This is a genomic window from Erythrobacter sp. JK5 (assembly GCF_018205975.1).
In the GTDB taxonomy this organism is placed as follows: Bacteria; Pseudomonadota; Alphaproteobacteria; order Sphingomonadales; family Sphingomonadaceae; genus Erythrobacter.
This window is the reverse complement of record NZ_CP073577.1, coordinates 2,053,013-2,068,455: the sequence shown is the minus strand read 5'-3', so window position 1 is coordinate 2,068,455 and position 15,443 is coordinate 2,053,013. Positions and strand designations below refer to the sequence as shown.

The following is a 15,443-nucleotide window of genomic DNA, read 5'->3' as shown; positions in this document are numbered from 1 at the left end:
CCGAATGCGAATGACGAGCGACAAACCCAGAACCAGCCGGATCGCGATCGTCGAGGACGATCCGAACCTGCTCGATCATTTTATCGATATCATCACCGCACAGGTCGATTTCGACCTCGCCGGGGCGGCCTCCTCGGTTCGGGGCGCGCGCGACCTGATCCGGCTGGAGCCGGACCTGTTCCTGCTCGATATCGGACTTCCCGACGGCAGCGGCCTCGATCTCGTGCCCGAAATCCGCCAGGCGATGGACACCAAGGTGTTGATCGTCACCAGCTTCGGCGACAGGGAAACCGTGGTCGGGGCGATCTCCGCCGGTGCGGACGGATACCTGCTCAAGGACAGCGAGCCAGAAGATATCGCCGACGGCATCCGCGCCACGCTCGATGGCGGAGCACCGATCAGCGCGGCGGCGGCGATCTATTTGCTCGAGCGGTTTCGCGGGAGCGCGCCGCTGGTCGACAGCGCGGTCCATGAAAGCGACGGTTTGAGCGAGCGCGAGGTCGAACTGCTCAATCTGTTCGCTCGCGGTCTGACCTACAAGGAAGCCGCCGCGCAAATGGGCATCTCGCCGCTTACCGTCGGCAGCTACGTGAAAACCGTCTACGGCAAACTCGCGGTCAATTCCCGCAGCGAGGCGGTTTACGAAGCGCTCAAGACCGGACAGCTCAAGCTCTAGCGACACCCGCAAATATCCCGTGTCCCCATATTCGTGGGATCACCCGTCTGGCGAGAATGGATAGCACAACCCCACTTGAATTCCGGGGGGATGCACCGATGCCTGCGAAGACCAATCACAGAGCCTACCTCAAGACGGGCGCGGCTATCCTGACGATCGCAGCGATGATTGGCCAGGCCGACCGCGCAGAGGCGGCAATCGTCAACAGTGTGACCAACATTCAGGCGACGCCAATCGGGGCAACCTGTCGGATCTCCTGGGACGAAAGCGTGACGGCCAACGTCGATGATGGCGGCAACATCGATTTCTATGCCATCGCGATCGCCAATTTCGGGGGCTCCGCCGGCGTCACGCCAACATTCACCCAGGTCTCCACGTTCGGGACAACCACGACCTTCTCGCGCTTCCTCGACGCCACCGTGCCGCTGGGGTCGTCGCGGTACGACAAGTATATCCAGCATCGCGACGTGATGAGCGGAAGCTCGCCGATTATCAGCCAGGTGCAAATCCCGGACAGCGTGCTCGCAGCGGCCGGTGGCTCATGCTTGAACTTGCGTGCCAACAACGAACCGACCGTCGATGCGGGGTCCAGCCAGAGCACCACCCAGTTTGCCTCGGTCACCCTCAGCGGCTCGGCATCCGATCTCGAAAGCGATCCGCTCACCTTCCAGTGGTCTCAGACGACGGGCGCGTCGGTGACGTTGTCGGGCGCGACCACATTGACGCCGAGCTTTGTCGCCCCGGCCAAGACCAACGCGGTGCAGACGCTGACCTTCAGCCTGGCCGCCAGTGACGGCTTCGACACCAGCACTGACACCGTCGATGTCACCGTTGCCGCCAATGTCGGGCCCACCGCCAATGCCGGTCCCGACGGTACGGTCGGTGGCGGCACCACGGGCACTCTGGACGGATCGGGCTCGACCGATGGCGATGGCGATGCCCTCACCTACAGCTGGACGCAGACGGGTGGCCCGGCGGTCACGCTCAATGGTGCCAACACGGTCAATCCAAGCTTCACCGCCCCGGCGGCGACCACGGCCGCGCAAACCCTGACGTTCGAGCTGATCGTTAGCGATGGCCTTGCGAGCTCGGCTGCGGACGGCGTCACGATAACCGTTCCCGACAATGCCGCGCCGACAGTCAATGCCGGGCCGGACGCGACCGTTTCCGCAGGTGCCAGTGTTTCGCTCAGCGGCTCCGCCAGCGACCTCGAGAACGACCCGCTGACCTATCAGTGGACACAGAGTGCGGGGCCGGGCGTGACGCTCAGCGGTGCGACGACGCTGACTCCCAGCTTCATCGCCCCGGCCAAGACGGCGGCTCCGCAGTTGCTGACCTTCCAGCTGGTCGCCGATGACGGCAATTCGAGCTCGGCCCCCGACACTGTGGACATCACCATCCTCGGCAATGTCGGGCCGACCGCCAATGCCGGTCCGGATGCGACGCTTGGCGGAGGAACATCGGCGACGCTCGACGGATCGGGCTCTGTCGACGGCGATGGCGATCCACTTACCTACCAGTGGACGCAGGTGAGCGGTCCGGCGGCGACGCTTTCCGGCGCCACGACCGCCAATCCGACCTTTACTGTCCCGCCGGCAACGATTGCGGTTCAGACGATGATTTTCGAGCTGATCGTTAGCGATGGCATTGCGAGCTCGGCAGCCGATACGGTGACCATCACCATTCCCGACAATGTCGCGCCAACGGTGGATGCCGGGCCCGATGCGACTGCGACGGGCGGTTCGAGCGTGACGCTCTCGGGCACGGCCAGCGACCTCGAGAACGACCCACTGACCTATCAGTGGACACAGAGTGCGGGGCCGGGCGTGACGCTCAGCGGTGCGACGACGCTGACTCCCAGCTTCACCGCCCCGGCGAAGACGGCGGCTCCGCAGGTCCTCACGTTCCAGCTGGTCGCGAATGACGGCAATTCGAGCTCGGCCCCCGACACTGTGGACATCACCATCCCCGGTAATGCCGATCCCTCTGCCAATGCCGGGAACGATGCGACATTTCCGGGCGGTTCCCAAGTCTTCCTCGAAGGCTCGGGAACCGATCCGGACGGCGATCCGGTCACCCTGGTATGGACACAGGTGAGCGGGCCTGCGGTGGTTCTCAACGATGCGACCACCCAGAACCCCAGCTTCATCGCTCCGGCCAAGACGGCGGCGGCTCAGGTGCTCACCTTCGGCCTTGTCGTCAGTGACGGGATCGCGACGTCGCCGCAAGATACGGTGGATGTCACGATCCCGGGCAATATCGGTCCGATCGCCAATGCCGGTGCCGATGCCAGCGTCGCGGGAGGAGCGCAGGTCACGCTGGACGGCAGTGGCTCTCTCGACGGCGATGGCGATCCGCTTACCTTCGCCTGGGTGCAAACCGGCGGGCCGGCGGTAACGCTGAGCGATGCCGCTGCGATCTCTCCCAGCTTCGTGGCGCCCTTCAGCACGACGACGGCGCAGGTCCTGACATTCGATCTGGTCGTGAGCGACGGGCTGGTGTCGTCCCCACTCGACAGCGTAGCAATCACGGTCGCGCCCAACGCGCCGCCGGTGGCCGATGCCGGAACCGACCAGGGGCCGATCGACAGCGGCAGCACCGTAACCCTCGACGGGTCCGGTTCGAGCGATCCCGATGGCGATCCCCTGACCTACGCCTGGACTCAGGTGGCTGGCCCTGCCGTGACGCTCAGCAACCCGTCCGGTGCGACGCCGACCTTCACCGCGCCGGTTGTGCAGGGGCTTCAGGATCTCGTTTTCAGCCTGACCGTCAGCGACGGGCAGGTCACTTCGGCGGCAGACACGGTCACGATCGGCGTTCGCGGTGTCGGCACAGTGACGATCGTCCAGCGTGTGATCGGTTCCGATACCAGCTTCACCTTCACATCGGACATTGCCGCGCTCAACGGCAGCCTCGCGACGAACAACGGCACCGGCCAGCTGGTCGCAACCGGCGTGGCAGCCGGGTCGCACAGCGTGAGCGTAGCGGATTTGTCCGTGGCCGGGCTCGCGCTCACCGAGATCAGCTGCAATGACAGTGATTCCGTCGTCGATCTCGCCAGTCGGAGCGTGGCCATCGCGCTCGCGCCGAACGAGGATCTGGTCTGCACCTTCACCAGTGCCAATTCGCGCGAAGCAGCCGTCAGCGCGATCACCGATTTCCTGACCGGCCGAAACGCGCTGATCCTTTCCATGCAGCCGGACCTGCAGCGGCGTCTGGATCGGCTCAATGGCGGGATGGGGGGTAGCGGCGGCGGTGCTGTCGCCTACGGCGTGCCAGTGCCGGGAGCGGCGGCCCTGCCATTCTCCATGGCGCTGGGATCGGGGCAAGCCAGCTTTTCGACCAGCCTTGCGACCGCAGCGTCGGCCCTGGGTGATCGCGAGCGGGGTCCGAAACTGTTCGACCTGTGGACCGAAGCGTATTTTGCCGACACCAGACTGGGATCGCAGGAGGGCAGTTTCCGGATCGTCCACATCGGTGCCGATTATCTCGTCGGCAAGGACCTTCTGGTCGGCGTGCTCGGCCAGTTCGACGAATTCAGGGACAAGGGAACCCTCGCCGCAGGCGAAGCGGAAGGGGACGGCTGGATGGTCGGGCCCTATGCCATGGCGCGGCTCGCGCCCGGGCTGTTTGGCGAGCTGCGCGCCGCGTGGGGTGCCTCGGACAACCGGCTTTCGCCGCTGGGTTCCTTTGTCGACAGCTTCGAAACCAGCAGGAGCTTCTATTCGGGCTCCATCGTCGGCCAATTCGATCTGGGTAAGTCGACCCGGATCCGGCCGGAAATCGCCGTTCGGCACCTGTCTGAGAAGGCAGAAGCCTATACCGACAGTCTCGACATAACGATCCCCGGCCAGACGGTGTCGCAGGGAGACGTGAGCTTCCGGCCGCGAATACAGCACGCGCTGCTGCTCGAGGGAGGCTGGTCGATAAGACCCTTTGCCGAGCTTGAAGGCATCTACACCTTTGGCACCGCAACGAATTCGGTTCTGGACGACGGGTTGCGAGCCCGGGTCGAGGGCGGCGTCGATCTGTTCAGCGGCGGGAGCTTCCGGTCGAGCCTGTCCGTCTTCCACGACGGGATCGGGGCAGAGACCTTTCGCAGCACCGGCGTGCATGTCGCGGTGTCCTTCGGGTTCTGATGGGCAGCCACAGTTCTTTCATGGCCCGGTGGCGGGCCACCAACACAGGATGTTCACGATGAAGACCCAGCTTTCGATGTTTCTGACAGCTTCGTTCGCATTGGCGCTTGCTGCCTGCGACGAACCGGCACAGCCGACCGTGCCCGCCGAACCGCTCGGCGAGCTCACGATCAACTCTGCCAAACGGCAATGCGTGAGTGTCGCGGTGTTGCAGCAGATCCCGCAGGACGCGGCGACCGGGATTTGCGACTGCACGATCGATCGCCTGATCGAAAATGGTCAGATGACATCAGAGGCGATGCCCACGGATGAACAGCAGCAATCCGCGCTGGATGTCTGCATCGATGAATTTTCCGGAGACGCGAGCCAAGCGGCCGAGAGCGAGGGAGGCGACAATGGCTGACCTGTTTCGAAGGCTTGCCGGGGTATCCGGTGTTGCGGCGATAGCTGCGTTTGGAGTTCCTTCGCCAGTGGCGGACCACTGTGCCAGCGCGCAGTCGCTTCCGCGGCTCGAGATCCCCGGGGCGCCCGGTGCAGCGTCGACGCGGGTGAGCGCATCAAGCGGTGATGCAGCGTCGCAGCGCAAGGAACAACGCCGCCAGGCTGATCTGGTCAAGGCCATCGTCGCCGAGATCACGGACTTCGTTCCCGATCACCGGGCTTTCATTGCCGACAATGACGCGGCCCAGACACAGGCCATGCAAGCCCTCGAGGATTTTCGCGCGAAATTGGATGAAGCGCTGACCGCCGATCTGATCGCGATGGCCAACGATTCCGGAAACGGGTACGCGACCAGGGTTGCGACCACGGCATCGCGTCACGCCCAGTATCTGTCTCGAGCGATTGCCTCGACCGACCTCGACAGGTTTCGCAACAGCGATGGTCGCGACGATCTGGCCATGGCTCAGTATTTCCTGATGGCCTACCGCGTCGAGCAGCTGGCTCAACTTGCCAGGCTTTACCCCGACAATTCCGACGTGCTTGCTGCACGCTCGGCAGCCGGGGATGCCATGGCGCAACTCGGATCGCTGGAATCGGTCAGGCAGGGCCGGGCTGAAGCACTTGCGGCGAGAATTGCGGCCATGCGGCTGCGGCCGGCAGTCCGCCGAGATGCGGCGGCCGAGCGCGATTTCGCATCCGCGTTCAGATCCAGCGCCTGGACCCAGGGTGAATTTGCAGGCAGCGAGGTCCTCCGCGTCAATCTCCTGAGCCACGGCTGGACCGTTCGCCGCAACCCCGTCACGGGCATCATCCTGTCGCGCGATCAGCAGGCCGCGCTGGCAGTGAAGCGCAAGGACGGAAAGTGCTTCTCCTACGTCATCGGGCTCGAACAGAAGTCTCAGGGAAGCACGTTCGGGGGAACCTATATGGCTTCGGGGCGCGAACGCGAGATGCTGTGCGAGAATATCGGACGCTGAGGCCGAAATTGGCCGGGAAGCTGCCGACGGTGCTGAGCGGTGGGTCTCCGAGGCCTCTCTCGATTCGATCACCTCCACTCCGCCAATCGGTGCACCTCCTCCGACGGCCCCATTCTTCGAAACCTGCGAAGAACGCTTGCACTCTGTCGCCCACCGGATGATATCTCCACCGCGCACGAAAAAAGACGAGGTCGAACAGCGCTGAAGGGGCAGCGGCAGGAGGGGGCACTGACTGGACAGGCCGAGACACAACGTCTGATTCTCGAGTGGCGGGGAGGGGAGCTCAATTCCCGGGATCTGCTCATCGCCCGGGTCCTGCCCGAGCTGGAGCAGATCGCCGCCGCCCGACTGCGCGACGAGAGCAAGAGTTCGCTCTCGACCCATGACCTGATCAATGAAGCGATGCTGCGCATTCTCGGCGTCGATCCCTCGATCAAGGATCGCGCGCATCTGCTCGCCTTGCTCTCGCGGCTGATGCGCAACGTGCTGGTCGATCAGGCGCGCGCCCGCCACGCCAACAAGCGCGAACACCAGCGGGTCGAATTGCAGACTTATCTCGAAGGCCCCCAACGGACTGATCTGCATGAGCTCGATACTGCGCTAATACGATTGGAGGCCATCGAACCGAGCTTCGCGGAGATTGTCGAGATGCGCTATTTCGGAGGCATGACCATCAGTGACGTTGCCGAAGTCACCGGCTGGTCCGAGCCAACCGTAAAGCGGCGCTGGCAGACCGCGCGCGCCTGGCTTGCCGATGCCATGTCGCGGCAAATCACCGATGGATGACCTGTCGCTCGAACGCAAAGCCCTTTCGCTGTTCGAAGCGATGCTCGATATCGATGAGGACTTGCGCCAAGGCTGGCTGCGCGAGCAGGTCGCCGGCGATGAAACGCTGCTGCGCCGCATCACCGCATTGAACCATGCCGACCACGTCGCTTCGATGCAGACGGGCGCGGCGATGGAGACGGTCGAGCCACCCCCTCCGCCCGATCGCGTCGGAGCGTACAGGATTACCGGCGTCATCGGTTCGGGCGGAATGGGCACGGTGTATGCCGCCGAACGCGAAGAGGGCGATTTCGAACACAGCGTCGCGATCAAGCTGATCAAGCCGGGGTTCTTTTCGGAACAGCTGATCGAACGATTCAACCGCGAACGCCAAATCCTCGCCCAACTCAACCATTCGCATATCGCACGGCTGTTCGATGGCGGCGCTACTCCCGATGGCCAGCCCTATATCGTGATGGAGCGGATCGACGGTATTCCGCTGCTGGCCTGGATCGGCGCGAAAGCCCCTGACGAAAAGCAAAAGCTGAACCTGTTCATCCAGATATGCGAGGCCGCCGGTTACGCGCATCGCAATCTGATCGTTCACCGCGATCTTACTCCAGCCAATGTCCTCATCGATCAGGATGGTCAGGCCAAGCTGATCGATTTCGGGATCGCGCGGCCAGACGGGGAGGAGGCCGAAGTCATTGGTGCGGCGCCGGCCCGGGCAGCGACTTTGACCCCCGGTTACGCGGCACCAGAACGAATGTCCGGCGCGGCGGCGACGGTGCTGAGCGATGTCTTTTCCGCAGGCCGGATGCTGGCGGAGATCATGCCCGAGCCACGCACCCGCGAGATCGACGCGATCATCGCCAAGGCCACCGCCGAGCAGCCCGAGAAGCGGTATCTTTCGATGGACCTGTTTGCCGAAGACATCCGGCTCTATCTGTCCAACCGCCCGGTTGCCGCAATGCCCGACAGCATGCCGTACCGTTTCACGAAATGGGTCACGCGCAACAAGACACTCGCCCTGCTCGCCTTAGCCCTTGCCATGGGCGCGACGACCACGACCTGGTGGTGGAGCGAGGCGGTCGATGCCCGCGACGAGGCCGAACAACGGTTTTCCGAAGTTCGCGGGATCGCAAATTTCATGCTGTTCGATCTGTACGACGAGCTGGAACCGATCTCGGGCAACACCAAGGCGCTGTCCCGGATCGCCGATGAAGCCCGGGCCTATCTCGAACGGTTGGGCGCAGCCGACGATCTCGATCCCGGCCTGAGGCTGGAGATTGCGCGGGGATACCACCGGCTATCGACCGTGTCCGGCAATCCCGAGGGCGCCAATCTCGGGCGTCGCGAAGACGCTCGTAAATTCCTCGACCGGGCGATCGCCGATCTCGAGGCCTTGTATCGGACCGATCCCGGCAATGCCGACATCAAGACGGCACTGGCCGAAGCGCATTATTCCGATGCCATCATGCGGTTCATCGCCGATGACGACAACGAAGGCGCAATCGTATCGGCCGACCGCTCCGCCGCTCTGTTCGGGGAATTGATGAGATCCGGTCCGGACAAACGCGGGCACAAGTTCAGCTGGTACCGGTCGAGACTTCAGGCGGCCAAACCTTTCGTCTGGATCGACAAGGGAGAAGAAGGCGTAAAGCGCCTCGAACAGCTGGTGGCGGAAATCCGCGCCGATCCGGCCTACAAGGCAGGTGAACCCGATGCGCGGCTTGCCTTGGCGAGCACGAATTCGGAACTGGGATACACCCGATCCTGGTATCTTTCGATCGACAGTCCGGAGGATGGATCGTCGTTGCCGCCGCTCGACGAGGCATTCGAAATCTATGACGATCTCTTCAGGAACGGACCCGCCGAACTGCGGGACGACCGCCGCCTGAGCCTTATAGCTCTCCTGTTCCGGAGGTCGCTGGTCCTCAGCGACATGGAGCAACATGCAAAGGCGCTTGCCGACCTCGAGCAGGCCGAGGGCTACGCCGAATTCATCATCAATCGCGATCCCGACGATGCCGGAGCGATCGAGCGGCGCGAAACGCTGTATTCGCAAAAGGTCTACGTGCTGGCCGCGCTTGGCCGCAACAGCGAAGCGGTGGCACTGGCCCGCAAGATCCTCGACGCGCGCATTGCCCGATCCAAAGCGGAGCCGGGCAACGACGGCTATTTCCGCGATGTCGTCGGCGCGCGTCAGACCTATGCCGAAATGCTCGCCGAAGCGGGACAGCTGGAGGCCGGATGCGCAGCCTATCGCGAAGCCGAGCGGGCGTGGAAAAGGCTGGGCGAGCGGATCGAGATATCCGCGATCGATCAGCAGAACAGCATCGTGCCGTTGAAGCAGGCCCTGGCGAACTGTGCGGGCTGAGCGATCGGAGCGCGCCTGGCAAAGCGCCTCCATGGTGGTCGGCCCGGCTAGTTCTTGCCGCGCAGCCGATCCGCAAAGCCGCGCTTCGCCTCTCCCAGTCGACCTTCGATTTCGCCGCGCAGTTGCTGTGCCACGCCGTCCCTTGCGCCCGAGCGCGCCACCGGCGCGCCGTAGCTGATCGCGGCTTCTTCCACGCCCATGCCCATCAATCGCAGGCCCGGCGCGCGTTCGATCGCGCCGATGGTCCAGAATTGATCCGGATGGGCGTATTTGAACATCACGTCGAACGGGATCAGGATGTAGCCTTCCTTGGCATAGCCCGGGCCCCATGAATTGCGGACGATGAACATCTTCTCGCCAAGGTCGTAGCCAACCAGCAGCATCGCATGGCCGCTGGGCGGGCTCTGCACCGGCAAGATATCGGGCGACGGGATAATCCCGGTTTCGGCGGCCACCTTGTAGCATTCTCCGGGCAACACGATGCCGAAGGCGACTGGCAATTCCTGCGCCAGCGCCGCGATGGCCGACGCACCGGGGGTCCGCGCAAACTGGATCGCTTCGTAATGGGTCGCGTTCTCATAGCAGCCCTGGGTCGGCACCTGGTTGACCGCAACTTGCTGGAACGGCCACATGCGCTCTTCGCAGATGCCATGGGCCAGCACTGCAGCCATGCCGTGATGAATGAACGTCCCCTCGTCGCGATCCGCGCGGTCACCCAGCTTGCGGGCGTTGTAGTAGAGGAACAGCCGCGAAAGGTCGCGCTCATCGCGCCGATCCTTTTTTTGCAGCAGTTCGACCGCGCCGACGATGGCGTTCGCCACGCAACTGTTGGTTTGCTGCTGATTTTCGACCGGCGAACAATACGGTCGCAGATCGATCGCTCTGGGAATGTTGGATGTCGATACGGCGTTGCCCGACGCTTCCAGAGTAGGCGCCGGCGCCGGGCTCGCTTCGAACAGGCAGCCGTTCAACGGGTGGCCCTCATAGGTCAGGTCAGTCACTTTGCCTCTCCTTCGGCCTAGAATCCATCCGGGCAAGGCTCACCCGGCATGTGGTTGATGTGGTATCGTTCGCCAATCATCTGGCCATTGACGTTGAGCTCGTTGTCGACGTGGCAATCCTGCCCGTCCCAGGACAGCGTGCCTTGAAAACTCCCGAGGTCCGACTGGTACTGGTAGGTTGCATTGTTGCCGACGAACCGGCCAGACACCGTGAAGGGAACGGCGTAGGTCGCATCCATGCCGCTGCTCTTGAACGCACCGTCCGAAGCGACCGAAAACGGAGAGGGCTGACCTGCGCCATCGTACCAGACGCCGGAGAGCTTTGCGTAGGGAGACCCAGGCTCGATTTGTCCGTCCGACGAATCAGGCAGGCTCATCACGACCAGTACGATAAGCGCGAAGGCACCCAGACATCCAATGCCTGCCAGGATTGCCGGGTTGGAAGTCAGCGTCGCCAATCCTGTTTCGGCACCGCTCGATCCCCCGCCGTTGTGGAGGTTCTGAATGGGTTGCCCGTGATTGCCTCCGTCCGCAGGTCGCCTGTTCATGGCAGCGAGCAAGCGTGAGCGATAATCCTCGACCGATTGCGGCCGCGCGTTGCGATTGACTGATATTCCCGCAAGAATCAGCGCGTCGACCTGTTCGGGGACTTCGGATCGGCTCGCCGACGGGGGCTGCCACATCGTATCTGGCAGCGCATCCATCAGCAGTTTGTAGAATATCTTCGACAGCGCATAGAGATCGGCAGACTTGTCGACCAGGTCGGGATCGGTGCGCTGTTCGGGAGCCATGTAGCCGGCCGTGCCGAGCGTCGTTCCCGCAAGGTTTTCGTCTGCACCGGCCACGCGCGCGATCCCGAAATCGAGGATCTTGACCGACGCGTTCTTTTCGTCGGGCTCGGCTGTCAGGATGATGTTCTGCGGTTTGAGATCGCGGTGGATGATCCCGGTGTCGTGCGCTGCTTCGAGCCCCGCAAGCAATTCCATGACGATCCGCGCGGCCACCCTGACCGGCACCTGCTCGCGCTCCGCGATGCGCGCCCGGTGCCACTCGGCCAGCGTGGTCCCTGCGACATATTCCATCGCCACGTACGGCACGTCGCCGGCCTCGTCGACGTTGTACACGCGTACGATGTTGGGGTGCGCGAGTTCCTGGGTCGTGACCCCTTCCGCGATCAGCCGCTTCACCGCTTCCGGTCCCGCCAACAGGTCCGGCCGGATCAGCTTGAGCGCGACCTCGCGCTCGCCATGGCGGTCGATCGCCTTGTAGACGACTCCCATGCCTCCGCGACCGATCAGCGACTGGATCGTGTAGCGACCGGCAAAGACATCGCCCTCGGCAAACTCGAGCTCCTTCGCCATGGCCTTTTCGCCGCGGCCCACCGTCTCGAACATCCCCACCGTCTGCATCGAGTCGATATCCGGGGCGATGTCCCCCACGAGTTCCTGCTTCAGCGGTTCCCCGCACTGGCCGCAAAAGGTGGCGTCTGCGGAATTCACGTGATCGCACTTGCTGCACGTCGTCATTGGGAATTGCCCCCTAGCGAAGGTTTGCGAGCGATCCTCACGCCCGTCACGCGGCTGTGTTCGCGGTCGAAACGGACCTTGAGCGCCAGCATTTCGGGGTGGTCGCGCACGGGTTCGATCGTGTCCCCGTCCTGCAGTGGCACCCGCTCCTCTGTGGCGAGCACCTTGCCGTTGACCTGCAACCCGTTGCGCCCGCGAACACGCAGGACCAGGCAGTCGTTTTCGACGAACACATCGAAATGGCGCCGGGAAATCAGCAGCGACAGTTCGTTGTCGACGCGCCCTTCCGGTGCGGTTGCAAGAATCCTGACATCGCTTGCGCCGCCTTTCTCGCGCGAGCGCTCGCGGCCGAATGCCAGCAAGCCATCGGGCGTCATGATGGGCAATCCGGAAGGGACATGGTCGTCTTCGGGAAACCCTTCGAAGTGAAATTCGGCAGACCGGCGGACATGATACTTTCCCTGCATACCGCGCAGGCCGAGCGTGCTTTCCTCGCGGTCGAGGCGCACGACATTCATGTCGATCGCTTCGATCACCTTGCCGGAGCCTTCTTCGCTTCCGGCGGTGTTGTCGTGGATCTGGATAACGTTGCCGTTCATCTCGTTCTCGCTCGAGATCTGGATGGTCGGCCCGGAAGAGCTGCTTTCGCCCTGCACGGTCAGCAGCACCCTGGTCGAAAAGGCGAAGCGTTCCTCGCGCTGCTTGTACCGGGTCGCGACCGCGAACATGATCTCGATCTCGTGCATGCCGGGCTTGTCGATTTCGCGCGCGATCACCGAAGCGGGCGCGCGCTCCTGCGGACCGAGTTCCTCCCAGCCGAGCCGTTCCTTGCGCCAGTCCCCGGCTTCGCGGCTCCACAGGCCCGTGACGAACAGCGGACGGTCGCGGGCAGAGGCGTTCATCAGTGCGAACGGCAATGCCACCGATCCGCCGACCGGCGCGTGCATTGTCGCGCCCGGTTCGATGATCAGTTTCGGCCCGACGCAGACCTGGCATTGCCCGTCCGCACCCACCAGGCCGCCGCATTCGGCAAAGGCCATGCATCGCACCAGCGGCTGGCCGCATTCGCCGCACCATTGTCCTCCGGCATCGGCGGCCAGCGTTGCGCTGCAGCAATCCTTGGGGACACTCAGCCGACGCATCAGGTCCGCATCCGGTGCCCGCAGGCGGTGCAGAACTTGTCCTTGGCCGCCAGAACCTTGCCGCAATTGACGCATTCGACCTTGGCTGCGGACCCGGCTGTGCCATCCGTCGATGCAGGCGCGCCCTTGCCACCGGCCCCGGCCGCGACCCCCGTGGCGCCCTTCATGCCGGTATCGAGCATGCGGTGTTCGTGTTCGCGGCTTTCGGCGGTCATTTCGCGCACGATTTCGACCATCTTTTCGCCTGATGCAGCGCGTGCCTGAGCCTGGGCGATCGCCGCCTGCGCCGCTTCCGGGCTGAAGCTTGCCGTGATCGCGCCGATCTGTTCGGCGGTCATGCCCGCGGCCGCAGCCATCTGCGCGACCCGGTTCTGGGCTTCGGATTCGCCTTCGCGGATCTTGCGCGCGATTTCGCGATCGGCCTTTTCCAGTTCGACGTCGGTAGTCTTGCGCAAATTCTCATGCGCGATCTCGTTCCAGCCTTTGGTCTGCTTCTGCTTCGATCCGACCTGCGCATCGTCGACCTTTATGTTCGAGAAGGCGGTCTTCTCGTTCACGTCGATCTGCGCATCGGTGGCCAGCGCTGTCAGCCTGATATTGTGCTTGGTCTCGAGTTCCTCGGTCTCGCGCTGGAACGCCCGGACCCGTTCCTGCGCCTTGTGCACGTCGAACGAATGCGCCGAGTCCTCCAGCTCCATCGCGAATTTTGCCGCACGTTCCTGGCCCAGAATCTTGATTTCATGGTCGAGCGCCTCGGCCTCCTGCCGACGCGCGGCGGCTTCACGCGCGTCGACGAACGTCACCTCGCTGTTGAGGACCATCAGCTTGATTTCGTCCTCGCCCGCCTGTTCGAGCTTCTGCAGGTCTACCACCGCGCTGAGTTTGACCTCGGTGGCTTCGCTTTGGCGCTCGACTTCGCGTTTGAGCAGTTCGAGCTGGTGGTCCATCGCGGCCTGCTGGCGTTCGATCCGGGCCTTTTCGAATTCCTGCCGTTCGGCATCGTTCATGGCAAAGGTGATCGAAGCGTTGCGGACCAGCAGCCCGAGGTCGCCCGCGATCCGCTCGGCCTCGGTCATCATGTCGGCCTGCATCTGATCCTGCATGCCACGGTTGCCGCGTATCTCGTCGGCATTGTGACGGCCGAGGACGTGCTCGAAAATGCGGTCTTCGAATTGCGGTTCGAGCCGCTGCTGAACGTCATAGACCGACAGCGCCTTGCGACCGGACGAGGCAGCCTCGCCGCTGTCGGCATCGGTGTTCTGGCGACCGACGCCGCGCATCAGGCCGAGAATGTTGCCGGCCCGGTCGGGATTGAGCTGCATTTCAAGGGTCGCCACCCCGGCGATCTCGACCTTGTCCTTCGAGATACCGCGGATCGGGAACCGCACCTGGAACGGCTTCAGGTCGGCGAGCATGATCGCATAGTGATGCGACCCGCCGACCATTCCCTTGATGTTCTCCCACAGCCCGCCGACCGAGAATTGCGTGCCCTTGAAGGCATCGATGAAAGCGCCGTCGCGAAACAGCAGCGCGGCAAGATCGGGCGGCGCAGCGAAACGCTTCTCGAAGATCGTCTTGAACAGCTCCTCGCGCGCGAACTCGGCGAGGACATTTGGATCGGACAGGACCAGAGGGTTACTTTCCATGGCTCAAGCCTCCCATTTTTTCTTGCTGAAATACTGATAGATGTGGATCGCGATCACGAGCACGACGATGATGGAACCAACCGTGTGTTCGCGCAGCAGATATTCGAGGCGTCCTGAGGTCCCCGCCTCCTGCAGGTAGTCGCCCATCCTGCCGACGCCGAGGACGACCCCGCTCATTGCCGAAGCGAGGGTAAACAGCGACATGATGAGTGAGGTCAGCGAGGCAAAGCGTGCAGCAAGGCTGAGCGGTCCCTTGGCCGCCTTGAGAGCGGCTATCTCTTCCTCGCGTTCGCGATCCTCGAGCATGTCCTCATGCCTTTCGCCCCGCTCGATTGCCTTGGCGCGAGCCTTTTCGTCGACCGACAGGAATTCCGGCTGTGCCTTCTTGTTGCGCCGGGCGGTCGATGCGACCGTCAGATTGTAGGCGCGCCTTCGCCACCAGGCGACGATCACCAGCATGAGCCACACGATCGTGACTGCGATCGTGATGCGAAAGGCAATGTCGATCATCGGCCAGGCATCCGGCGGGATACTGTCGATCGCCGCCTGCGCGCCTTGGCGCGTCGCCTCCAATGCTTCCTGGGCTTGCTTCATACGTCCCCCGGTCTATTACGGCATACAAATATAGATCAAGTAATACGGTAATTACTTGCACTACAAAATCGAATTCAGATTGTTATTACTTGACTAATGGAAATATCTTGTCAATAAAGTGTGTCGAGCGTCGCTCCACCCATTTTCTGACGAGAA

Annotated in this window: 11 protein-coding genes; 6 read left to right on the top strand and 5 right to left on the bottom strand. The window is 63.2% G+C overall.

Annotation, left to right across the window (positions count from 1 at the left end; all coding sequences use genetic code 11):
- Window positions 1-10 precede the first annotated feature (10 nt).
- From KDC96_RS10075 to KDC96_RS10050, 6 genes are all read left to right on the top strand, one after another.
- Window positions 11-676, top strand: a complete 666-nt coding sequence (locus KDC96_RS10075; RefSeq protein ID WP_212448313.1) for a response regulator transcription factor — start codon at window positions 11-13, stop codon at window positions 674-676.
- Between the two features lie 98 nt (window positions 677-774).
- Window positions 775-4,815, top strand: coding sequence for an autotransporter outer membrane beta-barrel domain-containing protein (locus KDC96_RS10070; RefSeq protein ID WP_212448312.1), 4,041 nt, complete (start codon window positions 775-777; stop codon window positions 4,813-4,815).
- Window positions 4,816-4,873: 58 nt separating this feature from the next.
- Window positions 4,874-5,218, top strand: a complete 345-nt coding sequence (locus tag KDC96_RS10065) for a hypothetical protein (protein WP_212448311.1) — start codon at window positions 4,874-4,876, stop codon at window positions 5,216-5,218.
- Entirely contained in the window at window positions 5,124-6,233 is a 1,110-nt protein-coding gene (locus tag KDC96_RS10060) for a hypothetical protein (RefSeq protein ID WP_212448310.1), read from the top strand. Before KDC96_RS10065 ends, KDC96_RS10060 begins: the two co-directional genes overlap by 95 nt.
- Before the next feature lie 39 nt (window positions 6,234-6,272).
- Window positions 6,273-7,019: an ECF-type sigma factor gene (locus KDC96_RS10055; protein WP_249171749.1), complete on the top strand. Its 747-nt coding sequence runs from the start codon at window positions 6,273-6,275 to the stop codon at window positions 7,017-7,019.
- Entirely contained in the window at window positions 7,012-9,378 is a 2,367-nt protein-coding gene (locus KDC96_RS10050; protein ID WP_212448309.1) for a serine/threonine-protein kinase, read from the top strand. Before KDC96_RS10055 ends, KDC96_RS10050 begins: the two co-directional genes overlap by 8 nt.
- A gap of 47 nt (window positions 9,379-9,425) precedes the next feature.
- On the opposite strand, the gene KDC96_RS10045 is transcribed toward KDC96_RS10050, so the two are convergent.
- The 5 genes from KDC96_RS10045 to KDC96_RS10025 are packed head-to-tail and all read right to left on the bottom strand — an operon-like array spanning window position 9,426 to window position 15,287.
- Entirely contained in the window at window positions 9,426-10,379 is a 954-nt protein-coding gene (locus tag KDC96_RS10045; RefSeq protein WP_212448308.1) for a C1 family peptidase, read from the bottom strand.
- A 17-nt stretch (window positions 10,380-10,396) separates the two neighbouring features.
- Entirely contained in the window at window positions 10,397-11,878 is a 1,482-nt protein-coding gene (locus KDC96_RS10040; protein WP_212448307.1) for a serine/threonine-protein kinase, read from the bottom strand.
- A 23-nt stretch (window positions 11,879-11,901) separates the two neighbouring features.
- Complete coding sequence (locus KDC96_RS10035) at window positions 11,902-13,047, bottom strand: FHA domain-containing protein (protein ID WP_212448306.1); 1,146 nt, start codon at window positions 13,045-13,047, stop codon at window positions 11,902-11,904.
- Window positions 13,047-14,693, bottom strand: a complete 1,647-nt coding sequence (locus KDC96_RS10030; RefSeq protein WP_212448305.1) for a zinc ribbon domain-containing protein — start codon at window positions 14,691-14,693, stop codon at window positions 13,047-13,049. The genes KDC96_RS10035 and KDC96_RS10030 overlap by 1 nt, the downstream gene beginning before the upstream one ends.
- Window positions 14,694-14,696: 3 nt before the next feature.
- The gene (locus tag KDC96_RS10025; RefSeq protein ID WP_212448304.1) at window positions 14,697-15,287 is read right to left on the bottom strand and encodes a hypothetical protein; all 591 of its coding nucleotides are present in this window, start codon (window positions 15,285-15,287) and stop codon (window positions 14,697-14,699) included.
- Between the last annotated feature and the right edge of the window lie 156 nt (window positions 15,288-15,443).

Bases quoted from the DNA above. Each gene is read 5' to 3' on its own strand.
- KDC96_RS10075 (WP_212448313.1), top strand. From the start codon at position 11: ATGACGAGCGACAAACCCAGAACCAGCCGGATCGCGATCGTCGAGGAC.
- KDC96_RS10070 (WP_212448312.1), top strand. From the start codon at position 775: ATGCCTGCGAAGACCAATCACAGAGCCTACCTCAAGACGGGCGCGGCT.
- KDC96_RS10065 (WP_212448311.1), top strand. From the start codon at position 4,874: ATGAAGACCCAGCTTTCGATGTTTCTGACAGCTTCGTTCGCATTGGCG.
- KDC96_RS10060 (WP_212448310.1), top strand. From the start codon at position 5,124: ATGAACAGCAGCAATCCGCGCTGGATGTCTGCATCGATGAATTTTCCG.
- KDC96_RS10050 (WP_212448309.1), top strand. From the start codon at position 7,012: ATGGATGACCTGTCGCTCGAACGCAAAGCCCTTTCGCTGTTCGAAGCG.
- KDC96_RS10035 (WP_212448306.1), bottom strand. From the start codon at position 13,047: ATGCGTCGGCTGAGTGTCCCCAAGGATTGCTGCAGCGCAACGCTGGCC.
- KDC96_RS10030 (WP_212448305.1), bottom strand. From the start codon at position 14,693: ATGGAAAGTAACCCTCTGGTCCTGTCCGATCCAAATGTCCTCGCCGAG.
- KDC96_RS10025 (WP_212448304.1), bottom strand. From the start codon at position 15,287: ATGAAGCAAGCCCAGGAAGCATTGGAGGCGACGCGCCAAGGCGCGCAG.